Origin of the sequence: Novosphingobium resinovorum, from assembly GCF_001742225.1 — a bacterium.
In the GTDB taxonomy this organism is placed as follows: Bacteria; Pseudomonadota; Alphaproteobacteria; order Sphingomonadales; family Sphingomonadaceae; genus Novosphingobium; species Novosphingobium resinovorum_A.
Genome location: NZ_CP017075.1, coordinates 97,159 through 118,297 on the forward strand (window position 1 = coordinate 97,159; position 21,139 = coordinate 118,297).

Below are 21,139 nucleotides of genomic sequence, written 5' to 3' on the forward strand. Positions count from 1 at the left end.
CCGGAGTTTACCGCAATGACTGTCAAGTTCATCGGCTACATCGGCTTCAACGACACCTCGGAAATCCACAACGCCACCCGCTCGCGCGTGCTCGACCGGGAATATGTGGACGCCGCCGCGATCGAGCAGGAGCGGGGCGGCTTCGACCGCGTGCTGATCCCGTTCGGCTCGGCCTCGCCCGAAAGCCAGATCGTCGCGGCCCATGCGGCGGCGATCACCAGCAAGCTGGGCTTCCTTGTCGCGCACCGCCCGGGCTTCACGCAGCCGACGCTCGCGGCGCGCCAGCTGGCGACGCTCGATCAGCTTTCCGGCGGGCGCGTAGCGGTGCACATCATCACCGGCGGCGCCGACGAGGAAATGGCGCGCGACGGCGATGTCGGCACCACCAAGGCCGAACGCTATGCCCGCACCGACGAATACCTCGATATCCTGCAGCGCGAATGGAATTCGGCGCAGCCGTTCGACCATTCGGGCCGCTTCTACCAGGCGCGCGGCGCCTTCGCGGCGATCAAGCCGGACAACCTGCCGGTGTTCTTCGGCGGCTCCTCGCCCGAGGCGATCGAAGTCGCGGGCCGTCATGCCGACGTCTACGCGCTCTGGGGCGAGACGCTGGAGCAGGTCGGCGAGGCGGTGCGCACTGTGCGTCACGCCGCCGCGCAGCATAACCGCTCGCCCGGTTTCTCGCTCTCGCTGCGCCCGGTGATCGCCGATACCGAGGAAGCCGCCTGGAAGAAGGCCGACGCCATCGTCGAGCAGGTGCGCGCCAACCGCGAGGCGGCGGGTCTGCCGACGTCGGGCCACCGTCCGCCCAATGCGGGTTCGCTGCGCCTGCTGGAAACCGCCGCTTCGGGACGCCGCGACTCGCGCCTGTGGACGGGCGTTGCTGCGCTGACCGGCGCTGCGGGCAATTCCACCGGCCTCGTCGGCACGCCCGAGCAGGTCGCCGACGCGCTGCTGGAATACTACGACATCGGCATCGACCACTTCCTGATCCGTGGCTTCGAGCCGCTGGCAGACGCGATCGACTATGGCCGCGACCTGATCCCGCTGGTGCGCGAGAAGGTGGCCGAGCGGGATCAGCGCAAGGTCGCGCTGGCGGGGTGAACCGGCTGGCGTGAATGTGGGCGATGGGGCTTCGACAAGCTCAGCCTGAGCGGGTTTTGGAGATAGCTATCAGTACGCCCAGCTTGGGTGGCTCTGGCGGTTTACTCCCACCCCGCTCACCCTGAGCTTGTCGAAGGGGCAGGCGCGACCTCGCCGCATAAACCCATTGGCACAACTCACTTTCACATCAGCCAATCGCGTTGGTCCGTCCCGCTCCCGCCGCATAGCCTGACCTCACGACATAGGAGGAATTGACATGGCAGACAGACAGCTCAAGCTCGGCTTCATCCTGCACGGCGTCGGCCCCGGCTGGGACGACTGGCGCCACCCCGATGCGCAAGTGGACGCCAGCACCAGCCTGCCGTTCTACGTGCGGCAGGCGCAGGCGGCGGAGCGCGGCAAGTTCGACTACCTGTTCGTGGCGGACAGCGTCTCGATCAACGCGCGCTCCTCGCCGCACTACCTCAACCGCTTCGAGCCGCTGACGATCCTCTCCGCCGTCGCGGCGGTGACTGACAGGATCGGCCTCGTCGCCACCTCGACCGTCAGCTACAACGAGCCGTTCAACCTCGCCCGCCAGTTCGCCTCGCTCGATCATCTGAGCGGCGGGCGTGCGGGGTGGAACGTGGTCACATCGTGGCTGGCCGGCAGCGCCGACAACTACGGCAAGGCCGAGCACCTCGGCCATGCCGAGCGCTATCGCCTCGCCGACGAATACCTCGATGTCGTCAAGGGCCTGTGGGACAGCTGGGAAGACGACGCACTGGTGCGCGACAAAGCCAGCGGCCAGTTCCTCAACGCCGACAAGCTGCACGAACTGGGCCACAAGGGCGAGTTCCTGTCGGTGAAGGGGCCACTGAACATCTCGCGCTCGCCGCAGGGGCAGCCGGTGATCTTCCAGGCGGGCTCGTCCGAGGACGGCCGCACGTTCGCCGCGCGTCATGCCGAGGCGATCTTCACCCATCAGGAGGATCTGGCCGAGGGTCAGGCGTTCTACGCAGACCTGAAGGCGCGGGCGCGCGGTTTCGGACGCGATCCGGAGAAACTGTTCATCCTGCCCGGCGCGCGGCCGGTGGTCGGCTCGACCGAGGAGGAGGCCGAGCGCCTGCACGGCGAACTGGCGGGCCTCGTCAGCCTGGAGAACGCGCTGCGGGCACTGGGCCGCTCGTTCAACGACCACAACTTCAGCCAGTACGATCCCGATGGCGCCTTCCCGGCGCATGTCGCCGAGGAAGGCCGCAAGAGCAACCAGAGCGCGTCGGAAAAGGTGCTTGCCGCCGCTGCGCAGGGCCTGACGCTGGGCCAGATTGCGCTTCGGGTGGCGACGCCCAAGGGCGGTTTCGTGGGCACGCCCGAGCAACTCGCCGATCGCTTCCAGCTGTGGCTGGAGAAGCGGGGTTCGGACGGCTTCAACCTGTTCGAATCGCTGCCCGGCCAGCTGGAGGTCTTCGTCGATCAGGTCGTGCCGATCCTGCAGCAGCGCGGGATCTACAAGCAGGACTACGCAGGGAAAACCTTCCGCGAGAACTTGGGCCTCGACGTGCCCGTCAACCGCAATACCGCCGCGCGCCTGACCCGCTCGGCCGCCTGAAACGAGAAGAGAGGAGATAAGACAGTGGCTACTTCCGCTTCCACGTTCGATACCGCCAACGCGGGCCTCGTCATCCGTCCCGTGCAGCCGACGATCGGCGCCGAGATCGAGGGCGTCGATCTGTCCAAACCGCTGACCGACGAATTGCGCGCGGCGATCCGCGCTGCGGTGCTCAAGTGGAAGGTCGTGTTCTTCCGCGACCAATCCATCGATGACGCGCAGCAGGCGGCTTTCGCGGCGAACTTCGGCCCGCTCTACACGCACCCGACCACGCAGCACGACGCGGCGAACAAGGAAGTCCACGCGATCGCCGCCAAGCATGACCGCGAGTACGAGAAGAAGCTGGGCTACAAGGTCAAGCCGGGCGAGGCCTATCACTCCGACACCAGCTGGCGTCTGGTCCCGACCTGGGGCGCGGTACTGCGCGACGTGAACCTGCCCGAAGTGGGCGGCGACACGATCTGGGTGGACGCCGCGCTTGCCTACGAAACGCTGCCCGAGGAGCTGAAGCAGCGCCTCGAAGGCAAGCACGTGACGCACAACTTCGTGCCCGCGCTGGAACTCTCGGGCCACGAATACCCCATTGTGGCGCACAAGATCGTGCGCACCCACCGCGAGACGGGGCAGAAGATCCTGTGGGTCAACTTCTCGCAGCAGCCGCAGATCCTGGGCGTCGAACTGTCCGAGAGCCGCGAATTGCTGGAAGAAGTGCTGCGCCAGTACAAGCGGCCCGACGTGCAGGCGCGCTTCTCGTGGCGGCCCGGCACCGTGGCGTTCTGGGACAACCGTGCCAGCGTGCACTTCGCGGTGCGCAACTACGGCGATTTCCCGCGCGAACTGCACCGTATCCTGATTGCAGACGAACCCTTGTGGACGGATCTCTGATTGATGCTCGACAGACGTAACCTGCTTGCAGGACTGACCACCAGCCTCGCTCTGGCCGCATGCGGCCGGGGCGGGGCTTCCGACACCGGACTGCTGCGCGTGGGCAGCCAGAAGGGCGGCACCAAGGCGCTGATGCTGGCCTCCGGCGCGCTCGACGGGGCGCCGTACAAGGTCGAGTGGTCGGAATTCCCGGCCGCCCAGAACCTGCTCGAAGCGCTCGGCAGCGGGGCGGTGGACGTGGGGCTGGTGGGCGACGCGCCGTTCCAGTTCGCCTATCAGGCGGGCAGTCCGATCAAGGCGATCGGCGCGCAGACCACGCAGGAACGCACCGAGGGCGCGCTGGCGCTGATCGTGCCCAAGGCATCGACCATCCACGGCCCCAAGGACCTCAAGGGCAAGCGCATCGCCACCGGGCGCGGTAGCGTCGGGCACTATCTGGTGCTGCGGGCGATGGCGGCGGCGGGCCTTGGCGCGAAGGACGTGACGATCACCTTCCTTTCCCCCAGCGACGCGCGCGCCGCCCTGCAGACCGGAGCGGTGGACGGCTGGTCGACGTGGCAGCCCTACGTCGCGGCAGCGCTCGCGGAGGGCAACCGCATCGCCATCGACGGGCGCGGCTTCTCGCAAGGGTACGGCTTCGACATCGCCCCCGAAAGCGCGATCAAGGCCAAGCGCCCGCTGCTCGACGACTTCCTCAAGCGCGAGGGCAAGGCGCTGCAGTGGGCCAGCACCCACGTCGACGAATTCGCCAAGGTCCTCGCCGCCGAGACGGGCCTGCCCCTGCCGATCGCGAAGGAATTCGCGGGGCGCGGTGCTCGTCTGCCGGTGCCGATCGATCAGGGCGTGATCGACCGGCAGCAGGTGGTGCTCGATACCTTCCGCCAGTTCGGAGAGGTCAAGGGCGAGCGTTCGCTGGCGGCTGCCTTCGCGCCGGTGGGGTAAGCATTGGCTTATCTGCATTGAACCCGCCCCGGCTCCAGCTGCGGCGGGTTCACTGCATTCGGCCTGATCGACGCTGTATCAAGAAAAACTTGAGAACCCATAAGAGATCACAATTTCTACTAAATCAGTAGACATGTCATGAAGCTCCGGACAGACCACAAGTTCAGGGGCCATTCCAGGTGAAAATTCTCAAGTCCGCCGCGCTTGCCGCCAGCGTATCGTTCGTTCCTTTCGGCGTGGCGCATGCTGACGAGGCGCCCTCCGTGGCGATCCCGGTGGCGACTGCGGATGCCGCCGCGGAAGCTGCCGACGCCGCCGAGGGTAGCGCCATCATCGTTACCGGCGCGCGCGGGCACAGTCAGCGCTCGGTCGCCGACAGCCCGGTTCCCGTCGATGTCATCGGCCCGGCCGAACTGAAGTCCACGGGACGCACCGGCCTCAAGGAAATCCTCGGCAATATCATCCCCTCGCTGACGATGCCGGCACTCGGTGGCGGCGGTACGTCCGCGAGCGTCCGTCCGATCGCGATCCGGGGGCTCTCGGGTGACTATGTGCTCGTCCTCGTCAACGGCAAGCGGCGTCACACGACTTCGCTGATCAACAACCTTTCGCGCGTTTCGGGCGGCTCCACGCCGGTGGACATCGACCTCATCCCGACCAGCGCCGTCGGCCGTATCGAGGTCCTGCGTGACGGCGCTGCGGCCCAGTACGGCTCGGACGCGATTTCCGGCGTCATCAACATCATCCTCGACAATACGAAGCAGGGCGGCGACATCTCGCTCACCGGCGGGCAGCAGTACGAGGGCGGCGGCGATCTCTACCAGGTCGCGGGTTCCTACGGCGCAGGGATCGGCGACGGCGGCTTCGTGCGGATCGCGGCGGAGGCCAAGTACCACGACCGTGCCAAGTCCGTCGCCGAGGCAATCCCCTACGTCTACCCGCTCGTGAACGGCCAGCCCGACCCGCGTGAGGCCGATGCCGATCACGTCATCGCCGGCGGTTATGGCCGCTCGAACCGGGACAAGATCGTCAACACCAGCTACAACGCCGAACTGCCGCTGGGTGATGACACGACGCTCTATTCGTTCTCGACGCTGAGCTATCGCAACATCAAGGACGCGCGCGGCGCATACGTGGCGTCGCCGACGGGCTACGGCGGGCAGGCGAATGCGCAGGGCTCGTCAGTGCTGCCGGACCTCTATCCAGCGGGCTTCCAGGCCTATCGGCGCATCTGGGAGTGGGACTGGCAGGCGGCTCTCGGCCTGCGCACGCAGCTGGCGGGCTGGGCGGTCGACCTGTCCACCAGCTACGGCCGTGATGCGGTGAAGCTGGGGGCGGAGAACACGCTTAACCCCTCGCTCGGGCCGGACAGCAAGGCCGACTTCTTCATGGGCCGCCAGAAGCAGGACCTGTGGGTCAACAACATTGACGTCAGCCGCGAGTTCGAGGTCGGTTTCGCCAAGCCGCTCAACGTCGCCTTCGGTGTCGAGCACCGCTGGGAGCGCTTCCAGAACGTCGCGGGCGAGCCCGACAGCTACCGCGACGGCGGCTACGTGATCCCCGACGATGGCTCCGCGTTCGGAGACCTCTATGCGGGCCGCTCGCCGTCGCCGGGCCTCGTCTCGTTTACCGGAACCTCGCCCGCTGACGCGACGAGCCTTTCGCGGAACAACCTCGCCGCCTATCTCGATCTTGCGACCGACGTGACGCCGGGCTGGTTCGTGGGTCTCGCCGGGCGGTTCGAGCACTATTCGGACAGCGCCGGGAACACCTTCAGCGCCAAGGCCAGCACCCGTATCGAACTGGCGCCGGGGCTGGCGGTGCGCGGCGGCGTCAACACCGGCTTCCGCGCGCCGTCGCTGGCGCAGACCGGGTTCTCGACGACGCAGAACACCGTCACCGTCATCGGCGATGAGCGTGTCTCGACTACCTCCAAGTTCCTTCCGGTCAACTCCGTCGCGGCACAGGCGCTGGGTGCCAAGCCGCTCAAGCCGGAGAAGTCGCTGAACTTCACCGCCGGCCTGACTTACGAGAACGGCCCGCTGCGCCTGACGGTGGACGCCTACCAGATCCGCATCGACGACCGCATCGTGAAGACCGAGTTCCTCGCCACGGCCTCCAACGGCGGCTCGGCGGTGAAGGCGATCCTGGAGGCGAACGGCGTGGACGATGTCGACAGCGCGCAGTTCTTTACCAATGCGATCGATACGCGCACGCGCGGCATCGACGTGGTGGGCGAGTATACGCTGGACACGGCCGCGCTCGGCACGTTTCGCCTGAGTGCCGCCTACAGCTACAGTCGCACGAAGATCCTGCACGTCATCGACAATCCGGCTGAGCTGAGCAGCCTCAACGTCACGCTGTTCGGGCGGCAGGCACAGCGCGACCTTGTCGTGGCACTGCCGCGCAGTAAAGTGGTGCTGACGAGCAACTGGTCGTCCGGCCCGGTCAAGGCGCTGCTGCGCGCGACGCGCTTCGGGCAGTACACCGAGTCCAGCAACGTCGCCGCATCGGACCGGACGTTCGGGGCGAAGTGGGTGACCGATGCGGAGGTCGGCTACCAGTTCACCGAGGCGCTCGACCTGGCGGTAGGCGCGAACAACCTGTTCAACGTGCGCCCCGACAAGAACGGCGCGATCGCCTGGGATGGTTCGGGGCAATACGGCGGCTTTGCGCCCTTTGGCCTCAACGGCGGGTTCTGGTATGCGCGGATCGGCCTGAAATTCTGACTATCAACCCAACGCGCGATGCAGCCGGTCCGGACCCGAAGAGGTGCGGGCCGGCTCGCAGCGCAGGGTGAGCAGGGCCTCGGCTGCGGCGTGGGTGTGATCGTCATCCACGTCGAGCGCCTGCGAGCCGTCGAGCATCACCACCGGCTTCAGGCGCTGCCCGATGCGGCGCGAAACGCGCTCGGTCGCATCGCTCAGGCTGCTGGCCCGCAGGCGCAGCATGATCAGGTTGACGAAGCCGAACGCCCGCAGCACGCCGAGCGCATTGCCCGCGAAACGCCCGCCGCCGCGGAACACTTCCACCGCGCGCAGCGCCTCGGGATCGGCGGCGGCGTAGAGGTTGCAACTGGCATAGGCGCCATCCGCGAACTCGAGGAACGGGTGCGCATGCTGCGGATGGGCGGTGAGAACCGCGTCACGCGGCGCCATGGCGAAGGCGGCGTCGGAAGAATCGAGCGCGGCGATCATCACATCGATGGAAGCAGGCGTCAGGAGAGCATGGTCGGCCGTCGTCACCAGCAGCGGACCGTCCCAGTCCTGCGCCGCCGCCAACACGCTGTCGACGAGGTTCTCCCGCGCCTCGACCAGCTTGGCGATGCCCCGGCCGGGTAGTTGAGAGAGAACGTCGAACAGTCCCTCGAACGCCTCGCGCTCGACGGATATGGCCAGGCTTTCGACCGCCGGGTGGATGGCGGCAGTCTGCAGTACGTGCGCGACCAGAGGGCGACCATCCAGCGGCACGAGGCACTTGTGGCTCATCCCGAAGCGACGGGCCAGAGCGTCCGTCTCGCGCGGGTGTCGACCGGCGAGCACGATCATGCGCACCGGCGGTCCGGCGTATTTCTGCCCTGCCACATGAGCGGCGGACGCGGCGTGCGTCAGAGTATCCATGGCCGGCCCTTATCCGCGAGCGATGTGACGTCTCGGTGAACTTCGCCGTTGAAAGCCCGTGAATTTGCCGCGGGATTTCGCCGGCATGATTTGCACTGTCTTCCATTTGACCACCGTGCCAAGAAGCGTGGCTTGAAAATGCAGGCAGACAGGGACGCGATGGCGAACGACACGATGGAGGTGCAACAGACGGCGGCGAGGGCTTCGGCAAAGGAGCTGACGCTGCGCGGCATCCTGCTGGGCGGGGCGATCACGCTGCTGTTCACGGCCGCGAACGTCTACCTCGGCCTGAAGGTCGGGCTGACCTTCGCCACCTCGATCCCGGCGGCGGTCATTTCCATGGCAATCCTGCGCGGGTTCAAGGACTCGACGATCTGGGAGAACAACATCGTCCAGACCGTGGCGAGCGCGGCGGGCACGCTGGCAGCGATCATCTTCGTGCTGCCCGGCCTCGTCATGATCGGCTGGTGGCAGGGCTTCCCGTACTGGACGACGGCCGCGATCACCGGCACGGGCGGTATCCTCGGCGTGCTGTTCTCGGTTCCGTTGCGCCGTGCGCTGGTGGTCGATACCCCGCTTCCCTATCCCGAAGGCCATGCCGCCGCCGAAGTATTGCGCGTTGGCTCAGGGTCGCGCGAGGGGGCGGAGGAAAGCGCGAAGGGCCTCTCCGTGCTGGTCTGGAATGCGCTCGCGTCCGTGGGTTTCGCGGTGCTGACGCAGACCCGGCTGATCGTTGGTGAGGCTGCGGTATGGTTCCGCACCGGTTCGGGCGCGACGGGGATTTCCGGCGGCCTGTCGTTCGCGTTGCTTGGCGTGGGGCACCTCGTCGGTCTGTCGGTCGGCATGGCGATGTTCCTGGGCCTCGTCATCGGCTGGTGGGCGCTGCTGCCGATCCTGACGGCGCAGAGCCCAATGGCGGGCGATGTAGGTGCCTGGGCGGGGGCGATCTTCTCGCGCGATGTGCGCTTCTTCGGCGCGGGCGTGATCGGCGTGGCGGCGGTGTGGACCTTGCTGCGGATCGCCGGGCCGGTGATCGGCGGCGTGCGCTCGGCGATGGCCGCGAGCCGTGCGCGCCATGCCGGTGAAGCGCTGGCCATCGAGGAGCAGGACCTTCCCATCACCGCCGTCGCGCTCGGAGCGCTGGCAATGATGGTGCCGATCGCGGTGCTGTTGTGGAGCGTCATCGCCGGTGGTCCGCTGGCCGGGAGCGAACTGGTGCTGATCGCGGGCGCGGTCGTCTTCGTCGTCGTCTTCGGCCTGCTGATCGCGGCGGTCTGCGGCTACATGGCGGGCCTGATCGGTGCGTCGAACTCGCCGGTGTCGGGTATCGGTATTCTCTCCGTCGTCGCTGCATCGCTGATGCTGGTCGGCTTGTTCGGGCGCGATTCCGGCGCAGAGACGTCGTCGGCGCTGGTCGCCTATGCGCTGATCGTGACCGGCATCGTCTTCGGCGTCGCGACGATCTCCAACGACAACCTGCAGGACCTCAAGACCGGCCAGCTGGTCGGTGCGACGCCGTGGAAGCAGCAGGTCGCGCTGGTGATCGGCGTGGTGTTCGGATCGCTGGTGATCCCGCCGGTGCTCGATCTGCTCAACACCGCGTTCGGGTTCGCCGGGATGCCGGGCGCGGGGGCGAACGCCTTGCCCGCACCGCAGGCGGCGCTGATCTCGGCGCTGGCCAAGGGCGTGCTGGGCGGCAACCTCAACTGGACGATGATCGGCTGGGGCGCCGCTGCGGGCGTGGCGTTCATCGTGCTCGACGAAGTGCTCGGCAAGGCCGGACGCCTGCGCCTGCCGCCGCTCGCGGTGGGCATCGGCATCTACCTGCCGATGAGCGCGATCCTGCCGGTCGTGATCGGATCGGTCATCGGCAAGGTCTACGACGGCTGGGCGGAGAAGCGCGCCGATCCCGAATTCGCGCTGCGCATGGGTGTGCTGACCGCCACGGGCATGATCGTGGGCGAGAGCCTGTGGGGCGTCGCCTTCGCTGGCATCGTCGCCGCATCGGGCAGCGATGCGCCGCTTGCGCTTGTTGGCGACGGCTTCGAGGTTCCCGCTTTGGTTGGCGGCACCGCGCTGTTCTTCGCGCTGGTGGCGTTCCTCTACGGTCGCACGCGCAAGCTGGTGGGGTGATCGTCGTCCCGGGCTTGACCCGGGACCGCTGGGTGTCTTTAGCTATGCCCTCTGGCGCAGGGGGCTTCGACAAGCTCAGCCTGAGCGGGATTGAGAGCAGGTCTTCAAATCCCGCTCAGGCTGAGCTTGTCGAAGCCCCATCGGTTCAAACCGCCAGCGGTCGAACGGAGAGGCAGACTTGAAGCACATCCCCTGGATCATCCTCGCGATCGTCGGAGCGGTCTGCCTTGCCGTGCTGGCGGTGTCGCGCGGAGAGGCGGTCAACGCGCTGTGGATCGTGGTCGCGGCGGTGAGCTGCTTCCTCGTCGCCTATCGCTACTATGCGCTGTATATTGCGCAGCATGTGATGCGGCTGGACCCCGCCCGCGCGACCCCGGCGCTCACCCGCGCCGACGGGCTGGACTACGTCGCCACCGACCGGCGCGTGCTGTTCGGACACCACTTCGCGGCGATCGCGGGGGCGGGGCCGCTGGTGGGGCCGGTGCTCGCGGCGCAGATGGGCTATCTGCCGGGCACCTTGTGGATCATCTTCGGCGTCGTGCTGGCAGGCGCCGTGCAGGACTTCATGGTACTGTTCATCTCGATGCGGCGGGACGGCAAGTCGCTGGGCGAACTCGTGCGCATGGAGATGGGCGCGGTTGCGGGGACCATCGCGCTGGCCGGCGCCTTCCTCATCATGGTCATCATCCTGGCGGTGCTCGCGCTGATCGTGGTGCGCGCGCTGGCCGAGAGCCCCTGGGGCATGTTCACCGTCGCCGCGACGATCCCGCTGGCGCTGGCGATGGGCATCTACACCCGCTGGATCAGGCCGGGGCGCATCGGCGAAGTCTCCGTGCTGGGCTTCGTCGGCCTGATCGCGGCGATCGTGTTCGGCCAGAACGTCGCGGCTTCCGAGATTTGGGGGCCGCTGTTCACCTTCACCCCGCAGACCTTGTGCTGGATTCTGATCGGCTACGGCGCGCTGGCCTCGCTGCTGCCGGTGTGGCTGCTGCTGGCGCCGCGTGATTATCTTTCGACCTTCCTCAAGATCGGCGCGATCACGGCGCTGGCGGTGGGCATCGTCGTCATGGCGCCCCCGCTGCGCATGCCCGCGCTGACCCAGTTCGTCGGTGGCGGCGGTCCGGCATGGTCCGGCGCGCTGTTCCCGTTCCTGTTCATCACCATCGCCTGCGGAGCGGTTTCCGGCTTCCACGCGCTCATCGCCAGCGGCACCACGCCCAAGTTGATTGGCAGCGAGACCGACGCGCCCTTCATCGGCTACGGCGCGATGCTGATGGAGGCCTTCGTGGCGATCATGGCCCTCGTCGGCGCCTCGATCCTCGATCCGGGCATCTACTTCGCGATGAACAGCCCCGCCGCCGTGCTGGGCACCGACCCCGCCAGCGCCGCCCATGCGGTGACCGCGATGGGCTTCCCGGTGAGCGCCGACCTTCTGGTCCAGACCGCGCGCGACGTGGGCGAGCACACCATCGTATCACGCACCGGCGGCGCGCCGACGCTGGCGGTGGCGATGGCGGAGATCTTCAGCCATGTCGCGGGCGGTACGGCGATGAAGGCGTTCTGGTATCACTTCGCGATCCTGTTCGAGGCCCTGTTCATCCTCACCGCCGTCGATGCGGGCACCCGTGCGGGGCGGTTCATGCTGCAGGATCTGATCGGCCTTGCGGTGCCCTCGTTCCGGGCGGGGACTTCGTGGCTGCCGGGCGTGGTGGCGACGGCGCTGTGCGTGCTGAGCTGGGGCTTCTTCCTCTATCAGGGCGTCACTGACCCGCTGGGCGGGGTGAACACGCTGTGGCCGGTGTTCGGCATCTCCAACCAGATGCTCGCCGCCGTGGCGCTGATGCTGGCAACGACCGTGCTGTTCCGCATGAAGCAGCAGCGTTATGCCTGGGTCACCGTGGTCCCGACCGTGTGGCTGCTGATCTGCACGCTCAGCGCCGGTTCGCTCAAGCTGCTGTCGAGCGATCCGACAGTCGGTTTCCTCGCCCACGCGGCGAAGTTCGGCGCGGCTGTAGAGGCTGGCACGGTGCTGGCTCCGGCCAAGTCGATGGAGCAGATGCAGGCCATCGTCTTCAACGACCGCGTCGATGCGGGGCTTTGCGCGGTGTTCCTCGCGGTGGTGGTGTCGCTGCTGTTCTTCACCGTGCGGACGTGCATGGCGGCCCTGCGTGGGGATCGGCCGACGGTGAACGAGAGCCCCGTGCAGATGGTCCCAGCGGAATGAGAATGCTGCGCCAGATGCTGCGCCTCATGGTAGGGCAGCCGCCTTACGAGGCTTACCTCGCTCACATGGTACGCGCGCATCCTGACGCTACGCCGATGACCCGCGTGGAGTTCTTCCGCAACCGGGAGCAGGCGCGCTTTGGCGGCGCGGGCGGGGGCAAGTGCTGCTAGCCAGCTTCGTCATTGCGAGCGAAGCGAAGCAATCCAGGGCAGCGTAAACCGCCCTGGATTGCTTCGCTTCGCTCGCAATGACGGAAATGGTGAGTCTAAGGCCGCATCACCCAGCCGCCGTCGATGTGGATCGTCTGCCCGGTGATCCACCGCCCGGCCTCCGAGCACAGCAGCAGCGCGGTGCCCACGAGTTCGGCCGGCTCCCCGCGCGAACGCAGCGCGCAGGTCATGTCGAGGAACTGGATGAACGGGGAATCGTCCGGCACCAGCAGCTTGCCCGCGTCCGACTTGACGTTGCCCGGCGCGATGGCGTTGCAGGTGATGCCGTCCTTGCCGAGTTGCTTGGCCAGTGTCGTCGTCAGCCCCACCAGCGCCAGCTTGGAGATGCCGTAGAGCCCGATCGCCGGAAACGCCCCGCCGCTGGTCTGGTTGACGATCCGCCCGCCGCCGCGCGCCCGCATCGAGGGGATCACCGCCCGCGCGCAGAGCAACGCGCCGTTGAGGTTCACCGCGAAGGCGCGGTTCCACGCCTCCAGGCTGACCGTCTCGCAATTGTCGTAGCTGATATCGACCATCAGCGCGGCATTGTTGACGAGGATGTCGATCCCGCCGAACGCCGCGCTCGCCGCCGCGCCCATCGCCAGTGTGGAGGCTTCGTCCGCCACGTCCACGCGCACGCCGACCGCCCGGCCGCCCGCCGCGACGATCTCCTGCGCGACGGCTTCGGCACCTTCGCCGTTGAGGTCGGCCACGACAATCGCCGCGCCCGCCTCGGCCAGCCCGAGCGCATAGGCGCGTCCGATGGAATTGCCGCGTCCGCCCGCGCCGGTGACCACCGCCACTTTGCTGTCCAGGCGGAACTGATCGAGGGAAAATGTCATCGTATGGTCCTTCAGCCTGCGGTGATGCCCGCGTCGATGGAGAGGCACGCGCCATGGAAACCGCGCCCGGCGTCCGAGGCGAGGAGGACGATCATGTCCGCAACGTCCTCTACCTCGACGAGCCCGCGCATTCCCGAGAAGCGCTTGAGCAGTTCGAAATCGCAGCCCTCCGGCGGCACGTAGTTCGCCGCGATGCCGGTCATCATGCCGCCGGGGGCGAGGGCGTTGATGCGGATCGGCTGCTTCTGGAACTCCATCGCCAGCGCCTTGGTCATGCCGACGAGGCCCCACTTGCTCGCGCAATAAGCCGCAGCATAAGCCTCGCCGATATAGGAGGCGCAGGAGGCGACGTTGACGATCGCGCCCTTCGTTTCCAGCAAGTGCGGGATCGCCGCCTGCGAGAGGAAGAACGGCGCGTTGAGGTTGACGTCGATGGTCCGCTCGTACCGCTCGCGCGGCATCTCGGGCGTATTGGCGAGGTAGATCAGCCCGGCGACGTTGCACAGCGCGTCGAGCCGTCCGAAGGCCGCGACCGCGTTCGCGACGGCGGCGTGGCAGGCGGCGGGGTCGGAAAGATCGGCGACTTCGCTGCGCGCCTCGGCCCCGCACGATGCGGCCGTTTCGGCGAGGCCCACGGCATCGACGTCGACCAGCCACAGCTTCGCACCTTCCGCGCTCAGTTTCAGCGCGGTCGCGCGGCCGAGGCCGGAAGCGGCGCCGGTCACCAGCGCGACTTTGCCGGTCAGATTGAGGTTCTCGAAAATCATGGTGTCTCTCCGGTGACGCCCGCAGCGTCGAGGAACGGCATCGCCGCCAGCGCGAGCGGGTTGCCCGGATGCGTGATGGCGCCGAGCAGGCTTACGTCCTTGAACAGCAGGCTCCCGCCGTGCGCGAAGGCGGGCGGGGCGGGCAGGCGGGCGTAGACCTCGAAGCCGAAGCTGCGCCCGCTCGACGCCTGGATGAGGTCGGCGAGCGCCGCGCGGTCCACGCCCAGCCCCTCGGCGATGGCGAGCGCGCTATGGGCGAGGCCCATGTGGGCGGCGAGCAGCGCGTTGTTGACGATCTTGGCCCGCTGTCCTGCGCCGGCCGGGCCGAGCAGCACGATCTTCGCGCCGAACGTCCGCAGCACGGGGAGGGCCCTGGCGAAAGCCTCTTCGCTGCCGCCGCACATCACGGTGAGGCGGCCTGCCTCGGCCGCCGGGCTGCCGCCGCTGACGGGGGCATCGAGCAGCAGTACCCCGCGCTTCGCGGCTTGCGCGGCGAGCGCTTCGCAAGTCTGCGGCAGGATCGTCGAGTGGATCGCCAGCACGCTGCCGGGGCGCATGGCGGGCAGCAGCAGGTCGCAGACTTGGACCACGTCCGCGTCGTTGACCACGCAGACGCCGATATGATCGCAGGCCGTGCCGAGGTCTGCCACCGATGCCGCAACCTTCGCGCCCTTCTCGGCGAACGTGGCGAGCGCCTCGGGCCGCCGCGCCCAGACGGTCAGGGCATTGCCCGTCATCATCCGCATGGCGATCGGCGCGCCTTGCGAGCCGAGGCCGATGAAACCCACTTCAGCCATTCCAGGGGAGTCCTTTCTCCACTTTGGCGATCATCTCGATCACCACGGCGTTGATGCGCGAGGCCTTGGGCCAACCCGCGTGGGTGCCGTACTGGAGGACGAATTCCAGCATTTCCTCGGGCTGGCAGTTGCCGCTCGCCATCGCCGCGTGGATGTGGCTGCGGATCGGGATGTCGGCGCCGGATTCGCAGACTCCGACGAGCGTGATCCACCGCCGCGAGGGCTCGTCGAGGCCGCGTCGTCGCCACATCTCGCCGAAGACGAAGGTGTTGATGCCGACCAGATAGGGTGAGTTCGGCGGGCCGGGCGGGAAGGTCATGACTTTCGCGAATTCGGCGTGGCCCTGATCGTTACGTTCCTGCGCGTCCCAGGGTTCGGCGCGGATCGGCGGCACGTCGGCAGGCGGCAGGCCCAGCGCTTCGGCCACGCGGGTGACGGCCCGGTCGAGCCTGCCGCCATTGCCCCAGCCCGAATAGACCGCGAGGTGGAGCCCCGCCTCGCGCAGTTCGGCGAGGGTCAGCGCGCCGGTGGCGAGCGCGCCGCGCACGAAGTCCTCGACCTGCCCGTCGGCCAGCCCGCAAGTCGCGGCCGAGGCCATCGCGACGAGGAAGCGGGCCCGGCGCGGCAGGCCGGGCCGGGTCCAGACCTCGGCGAAGACGAAGTCGCGCCAGGATTCCTCCAGCAGCGTGGTCGGGGCGGGGGCTTCGCGCCCGGTCACTTCGGCCTGCGTGGTGAGGCCGGCGGCGCTGCGCGCGGCGGGATCGAGCCGGGTCACTGGAGGTTGATCCACACGTTGCGCACCTGCTGGAATTCGCGCAGGCCCTCGATCCCGCCGAGGCGGCCGTGGCCGGAATGCTTCATGCCGCCGAACGGCACGCAGGGCGTCATCGCCTCGCCCGAGCCGTTGACCTGCACCTGTCCGGCCATCATCTGCCCGGCGACACGGTGCGCGCGGGCGAGGTCGGTGGTGTGGACATAGGCGCCGAGGCCGTAGTCGGTGTCGTTGGCGAGGGTGATGGCCTCCTCCTCGCTGTCGAAAGGCGTGACGACGATGACCGGGCCGAACACTTCGGTGCGGGCGATCTCGCTGCCGTGTGCCACATCGGCCAGCACGGTGACCGGGTAGAATGCGCCGCCCGCGTGATCACCGCCCATGCGCGCACCGCCGCAGACCACGCGCGCGCCCTCTGCGGTGCCGCGCGTCACCATGCCATGGATACGGTCCAGCGCGGCCTCGGAGATCACCGGGCCCATGATCGTGTCCATGGTGAAGGGATCGCCGACTTTCACATGGGCGGCCATGGCCTTGAGCATCTCGACGTAGGGTTCGTAGATCGCGCGCTCGACCAGCAGGCGGGTGCCGTTGACGCAGCCCTGTCCATTGGCGCTGACGGCGCCGGAAAGTCCGCGCTTGGCGGCGGCTTGCAGGTTCGCGTCGGCGAAGACCAGCACCGCCGACTTGCCGCCCAGTTCCAGCCCTACCGGCTTGAGCGATCGCGCGGCGCTGGCGAGGATTGTCTTCGCCGTTGCGCCGCTGCCGATGAACTCGATCTTGTCGATGCCGGGATGCTCGACCATCGCCGCGCCCACGTCCGCGCCGCCGGTGACGAGGTTGACGACGCCCGGCGGAAAGCCCGCCAGCCGGATCAGTTCGACCAGCTTCATGATCGACCACGGCGCGGTTTCGGGCGCTTTCAGCACAATGCAGTTCCCGGCCGCCAGCGCGGGGGCCATCACCATCGTCGCCGCGAACAGAGGGCCGTTCCAGGGGACGATCACGCCGATGGTGCCGTAAGGTTCATAGGCTACGTAGTCATGCGCCGGGCCGCCCCATGTCGGCACGGTGCGGCCTTCCAGCTTGTCCGCCCAGCCGCCGAAGTAGCGGAACTTCTGTGCAGCATCCGCACTCATGTGCGGGCCTGCGAGGAGGATCGAGCCGTTTTCCGCGCTCAGCAGCGGGGACATTTCCGCCGCGCGCGCCTCGATCACCGAAGCGAGGCGCAGCATCAGGTCGCGGCGCTTGTCGCCCGGCATCGCGCGCCATGCGGGCTGCGCGGCGCGGGCGGCGCCGACGGCGCGGTCGACGTCGTCGGCGCTCGCCAGGCGGATCTCGCGGGTGACTTCGCCGCTGGCGGGATAGACGTGGGCGAACGTCTCGCCGGTGCCGGCGGCCTCGGCGCTGTCGCCGATCAGGTGCGCGAATTCGGGCAGGGATACGTCGGGCAGGCGGAAGCCCATGGCTTTGCTCTCCTCTCCATCGGCGACTACGCACCGTTTGATGGAGTGGAGGCTATCGGTGTATAAATAAGCGGTCAATTGACTTGAATTGTGCGATTATATCAAGATAAGCAGCATGAATTCTATATTATATGCCTATTATCGAGAAGGCCATGTCAGGGAAGAAAGCCAGCCTGATCGTCCGTACCACCGGGGTGCTGCGCGAGAAGATCTACGCCGTGCCCGAGGGGGAGCGGATCGGTTCGCTGCACGAACTGGCGCGTTCGCTGGAAGTGGGGATCGTTACCCTGCAGCAGGTCGCGCGAGTGCTGGAGCATGAAGGGCTGCTCGAAGTTCGGCGCGGTCCGGGCGGCGGCTATTACGGCGCGCGGCCCGATGCGGCGGCGCTGGAGCGGGGCTTGCATGCCTACATGCGGATGAACCCGGCGTCCTACGAGGAGGCGCTGGACATGACCTCGCTGCTGTTCAACGAACTGGCGACTGCCGCCGCGCGCTGCACCGACGCGGGCTTGCGGGCCCGGCTGGCGACGCTGGCGGAGACGCTTCCCGGCTGCACGACGATGGCGGACAGCGGGCGCTTCGAGATGGAGTTCCAGGAACTGCTGTTTCGCATGGTCCGCCGCCCGCTGTTCGAGATGCTGACGCGGGTGACGCTGCATTATTCCACCGCGCATACCGCGCCCGACCTCAAGGTCTTCGACGACGACGGCGCGGCATGGCGCGAGGGGCGCGGGCGGATCATCGCGGCGATCCTCGCCAACGATGCGGACCTCACGCGGTTCGAGGCCAACCGGCAGAACCGCGCGGTGGTGCGGGCCTATCTGGAGGCGAAGCTGCCGGTCAGAACCGGAAGCTGAGCCAGCCCGCGAGGAAATCCGAACTCTTGTACCCCGCGTCGGTCAGTGCCGCGCCGGCCTTCAGGTGCTCGTAGCGGCCGGTGAACGACAGGCGCGGCGTGATCGTCCACACCGCCTGCAGCCGCGCCAGTTCCGCGATCTTGCGCGCGGTGCCGTTCTGCGTTCCCGCGAAAGGCTGGCCGTTGGCGCGGTACACCGCATCATGGACATTGTCGCGCCAGGCGAACTCGTACTCCGCCAGCACGCGCACGTCCTTGACCGGCGAGAAGCTGACGTTCGGCGTCACCGCGCGCAAGTTCGAGGGCGTCAAGTAGAGCTGGTAGCTGTAGTAGATGTTGTTGCCGAAGGGCGAATAGGCGTTGCGCAGCTTGCCGTTCCCATATCCGCCGCCGCCGCTGGCATAGTCGAAGTGGACGCCGACGCGCGGCGCGGTCTTGCTCTTGCCCAGCCTGTAGGTCTGCGCGATGAACGCCTGCCAGGCGGAGATGTCCTGCGTCATGTAGTATCCCCACTGGCGGTTCACCGACCAGTCGAGGTTCACGCGGCCCACGTCTCCGCGCAGCCATCCGCCCAGATACCAGCGCGTTGCCGGGCCGATCCGCCCGCCCCAGGCACCGACGTCGTTGTGGCGCCGCCACAGGAAGGTATCGAAGGCAAGGTTCGAATTGCCGAGGAACGTTTTGGGCAGCATCACCCCGACCGTGGCGCCGGAGAAGCGGCGCGCCGGATCGTCGACGTCGTCGCCGGTGCCGAGGTCGCCATAGGCCGTCGGGCGGAAGTCGAAGGCGCCGAAGCGCAGCTTCGATCCACGCGCGTAGAAGCGCCAGCCGTTCATGGTGTAGCGGATCGTGTTGTTGTCACGCTGCGAGGCGAGCAGGTTGGGGCCCTCGGTGAATTCCTGGCGGCCGTAGCGCACGCCGACGTCGAATTCTCCGATGTCGGTGCGGGCCTCGACGAAGGATTGCTGGATAACCACGTCGTTGCGCAGCGTCGCGGCGGGCACGCCGAGGTTGCGGCCGGAGATTCCACCGTGGGCGATCTCGCCGTAGAAGCGCAAGTGGGTGCCGATGTGGATATCTGCGCCGCCGACCACGCGGTTGATGTCCTGGCGCTGGGCCTCGGCCTCGCGCAAGTTGGGGTTGGTGGTCTGGTTGACGCGGAGGCGCAGTTCGCCGGACAGGGTCAGGTAGATATCGCCGTCGTCGTCGAGCGGAATGTACTTGAGCCGGTCGAGCGGGTCGTCGCGCTTGGCGGGATCGGCCTTCTCGGTCCAGTCTTCGGCCCAGCGGGAGAGGGCGTAGCCATTGTTGACCGCGCCGTCGCCGTTGTGGGCCTGGGGATATGCGGCATCCTGCGCATGCGCGATTCCAGCAGGGGTTATCAGGGCGAGCGAAAGGGTGGCGGCGCGCAGCCGCGAAGCAACAGTGCCCATGGGGCGACCTCTCCGTAGTTCTTGTTTTTAGCGTGCTTGCTTATTCGGCTGGGACGAGTGCCGGTTCGGGCAGGGAATGCCCGGAGAGCGCGGCGTCGAGGCGGGCGTGATCCAGCTTGCCCTCCCAACGTGAGACGACGACGGTGGCGACGGCGTTGCCGATGAAGTTGGTCAGGCTGCGGCATTCCGACATGAAGCGGTCGACGCCCAGGATCAGCGCCATGCCCGCGACCGGCACGTCCGGCACGATCGAGAGCGTGGCCGCCAGCGTGATGAAGCCCGCGCCGGTGACGCCCGCCGCGCCCTTGGACGAGAGCATGGCTACGCCCAGCAGCAGCAGTTGCTGGCCCAGCGTCAGATCGACGTTGCAGGCCTGCGCGATGAACAGCGCCGCCAGCGTCATGTAGATATTGGTGCCGTCGAGGTTGAACGAGTAGCCAGTGGGAACGACGAGGCCGACGACGGCCTTGGGGCAGCCGGCGCGCTCCATCTTCTCGATAAGGGCGGGCAGGGCGCTTTCCGAGGATGAGGTGCCAAGGACCAGCAGCAGTTCGGCCTTGAGATAGGCGATCAGCTTGAGGATCGAGAACCCGCACAGCTTCGCCACCGCGCCGAGCACGACGACCACGAACAGGATCGAGGTGAGGTAGAACGTCGCCACCAGCTGCGCGAGGTTGGCAAGACTGCCGACGCCGTACTTGCCGATGGTGAAGGCCATGGCGCCGAACGCACCGATCGGGGCGAGCTTCATCACGATGGCGACGAGCTTGAACACCACCATCGAGATGTCGTCGAGGAGCGAAAGCACCTTGTCGCCGCGTTCCCCGATGGCGGCCAGCGAGCAGCCGAACAGGATCGCGACGACCAGCACCTGCAGGATGTTCTCCTGCGCCAGCGCGGAGACCAGCGTGTCCGGGATCATCGCATTGAGAAAGCCAAGCAGCGAGGTCTCGTGCGCTTTTTCGGCGTACTGGGCGACCTTGCCGGCATCGAGCGTGGCGGGATCGATGTTGAAGCCCGCGCCCGGACGCACGACGTTGGCGACGGTCATCCCGACGATCAGCGCCAGTGTGGAAAAGAACAGGAAGTAGGCGAAGGCTTTCGCCGCCACGCGCCCGACCGAGCCGAGATCGCGCATCCCGGCAATGCCGGTGACGATGGTGAGGAAGATGACCGGAGCGATCACCATCTTCACCAGCTTGATGAACATGTCGCCCACCGGCTTAAGCGATTCGCCGACCGCCGGGTAGAAATGGCCCACCAGTACGCCCGCAGTGATCGCGGCCAGAACCTGGACGTAAAGGTGCGTGTACCAGCGCTTCGCAGCGACGGGCTGAATGTGCGACGGATCATACTGCATATGTCAAAAGCCTTCGTCATCCTCGGGACGCCGACGACACCCCGGGGGTGACGCTCGTGCCTAGGGTCAAAATGCCGCCCGTTTCATTGCGCGCAAAGACAAATTGCATTTTTGTAAATGTCTTTAATATCAATGATA

17 protein-coding genes are annotated in these 21,139 nt (G+C 67.4%); 9 read left to right on the top strand and 8 right to left on the bottom strand.

From position 1 onward, the window contains the following. The first annotated feature begins 15 nt into the window (after positions 1-15). The 5 genes from BES08_RS00340 (at position 16) to BES08_RS00360 (ending at position 7,251) form a co-directional block, all read left to right on the top strand. Positions 16-1,104 carry an LLM class flavin-dependent oxidoreductase gene (locus BES08_RS00340; protein WP_069707369.1) on the top strand — a complete coding sequence of 363 codons (1,089 nt, stop codon included), beginning with the start codon at positions 16-18 and terminating at the stop codon, positions 1,102-1,104. A gap of 256 nt (positions 1,105-1,360) precedes the next feature. Next, complete coding sequence (locus BES08_RS00345; protein ID WP_069707370.1) at positions 1,361-2,695, top strand: LLM class flavin-dependent oxidoreductase; 1,335 nt, start codon at positions 1,361-1,363, stop codon at positions 2,693-2,695. 24 nt (positions 2,696-2,719) lie between these two features. Further along, entirely contained in the window at positions 2,720-3,580 is an 861-nt protein-coding gene (locus BES08_RS00350) for a TauD/TfdA dioxygenase family protein (RefSeq protein WP_069707371.1), read from the top strand. 3 nt (positions 3,581-3,583) lie between these two features. Continuing rightward, positions 3,584-4,522 (top strand): ABC transporter substrate-binding protein, encoded by a 939-nt coding sequence (locus BES08_RS00355; RefSeq protein WP_069707372.1) that lies wholly within the window; start codon positions 3,584-3,586, stop codon positions 4,520-4,522. A gap of 179 nt (positions 4,523-4,701) precedes the next feature. Next, complete coding sequence (locus tag BES08_RS00360) at positions 4,702-7,251, top strand: TonB-dependent receptor plug domain-containing protein (RefSeq protein WP_069707373.1); 2,550 nt, start codon at positions 4,702-4,704, stop codon at positions 7,249-7,251. 3 nt (positions 7,252-7,254) lie between these two features. Here the strand turns inward: BES08_RS00360 and BES08_RS00365 are convergent, their stop codons facing one another. Next, a complete protein-coding gene (locus tag BES08_RS00365) occupies positions 7,255-8,142 on the bottom strand; it encodes a nucleotidyltransferase family protein (RefSeq protein WP_069707374.1) in 888 nt (295 codons plus the stop codon). 174 nt (positions 8,143-8,316) lie between these two features. Between BES08_RS00365 and BES08_RS00370 the strand changes: the two genes are divergently transcribed. From BES08_RS00370 to BES08_RS31590, 3 genes are all read left to right on the top strand, one after another. Further along, the gene (locus tag BES08_RS00370; RefSeq protein WP_069709092.1) at positions 8,317-10,275 is read left to right on the top strand and encodes an OPT family oligopeptide transporter; all 1,959 of its coding nucleotides are present in this window, start codon (positions 8,317-8,319) and stop codon (positions 10,273-10,275) included. Between the two features lie 178 nt (positions 10,276-10,453). Then, the gene (locus BES08_RS00375; RefSeq protein WP_069707375.1) at positions 10,454-12,499 is read left to right on the top strand and encodes a carbon starvation CstA family protein; all 2,046 of its coding nucleotides are present in this window, start codon (positions 10,454-10,456) and stop codon (positions 12,497-12,499) included. A 2-nt stretch (positions 12,500-12,501) separates the two neighbouring features. Beyond that, positions 12,502-12,669: a YbdD/YjiX family protein gene (locus tag BES08_RS31590; RefSeq protein WP_008832299.1), complete on the top strand. Its 168-nt coding sequence runs from the start codon at positions 12,502-12,504 to the stop codon at positions 12,667-12,669. A 95-nt stretch (positions 12,670-12,764) separates the two neighbouring features. Here BES08_RS31590 and BES08_RS00380 read toward each other — a convergent pair whose 3' ends face one another. From BES08_RS00380 to BES08_RS00400, 5 genes are read right to left on the bottom strand one after another with little or no spacing between them, the layout of a single operon-like run. After that, positions 12,765-13,550 (bottom strand): SDR family oxidoreductase, encoded by a 786-nt coding sequence (locus BES08_RS00380; protein WP_069707376.1) that lies wholly within the window; start codon positions 13,548-13,550, stop codon positions 12,765-12,767. Between the two features lie 11 nt (positions 13,551-13,561). Then, entirely contained in the window at positions 13,562-14,317 is a 756-nt protein-coding gene (locus BES08_RS00385) for an SDR family NAD(P)-dependent oxidoreductase (protein WP_069707377.1), read from the bottom strand. Beyond that, positions 14,314-15,114, bottom strand: coding sequence for an NAD(P)-dependent oxidoreductase (locus tag BES08_RS00390; protein ID WP_069707378.1), 801 nt, complete (start codon positions 15,112-15,114; stop codon positions 14,314-14,316). The genes BES08_RS00385 and BES08_RS00390 overlap by 4 nt, the downstream gene beginning before the upstream one ends. After that, positions 15,107-15,889 (bottom strand): carboxymuconolactone decarboxylase family protein, encoded by a 783-nt coding sequence (locus BES08_RS00395; protein WP_069707379.1) that lies wholly within the window; start codon positions 15,887-15,889, stop codon positions 15,107-15,109. Before BES08_RS00395 ends, BES08_RS00390 begins: the two co-directional genes overlap by 8 nt. After that, complete coding sequence (locus BES08_RS00400; protein ID WP_069707380.1) at positions 15,886-17,352, bottom strand: aldehyde dehydrogenase family protein; 1,467 nt, start codon at positions 17,350-17,352, stop codon at positions 15,886-15,888. The genes BES08_RS00395 and BES08_RS00400 overlap by 4 nt, the downstream gene beginning before the upstream one ends. A gap of 152 nt (positions 17,353-17,504) precedes the next feature. Here BES08_RS00400 and BES08_RS00405 point away from each other — a divergent pair, with 152 nt between their 5' ends. Next, the gene (locus tag BES08_RS00405) at positions 17,505-18,209 is read left to right on the top strand and encodes an Rrf2 family transcriptional regulator (RefSeq protein WP_069709093.1); all 705 of its coding nucleotides are present in this window, start codon (positions 17,505-17,507) and stop codon (positions 18,207-18,209) included. Here BES08_RS00405 and BES08_RS00410 read toward each other — a convergent pair. Next, positions 18,193-19,641: an alginate export family protein gene (locus BES08_RS00410; protein ID WP_069707381.1), complete on the bottom strand. Its 1,449-nt coding sequence runs from the start codon at positions 19,639-19,641 to the stop codon at positions 18,193-18,195. The two genes, BES08_RS00405 and BES08_RS00410, sit on opposite strands and share 17 nt — an antisense overlap. Positions 19,642-19,681: 40 nt before the next feature. Then, on the bottom strand, positions 19,682-21,001 hold the full coding sequence (locus BES08_RS00415) for a dicarboxylate/amino acid:cation symporter (RefSeq protein ID WP_069707382.1): 1,320 nt from the start codon (positions 20,999-21,001) through the stop codon (positions 19,682-19,684). Positions 21,002-21,139 lie beyond the last annotated feature (138 nt).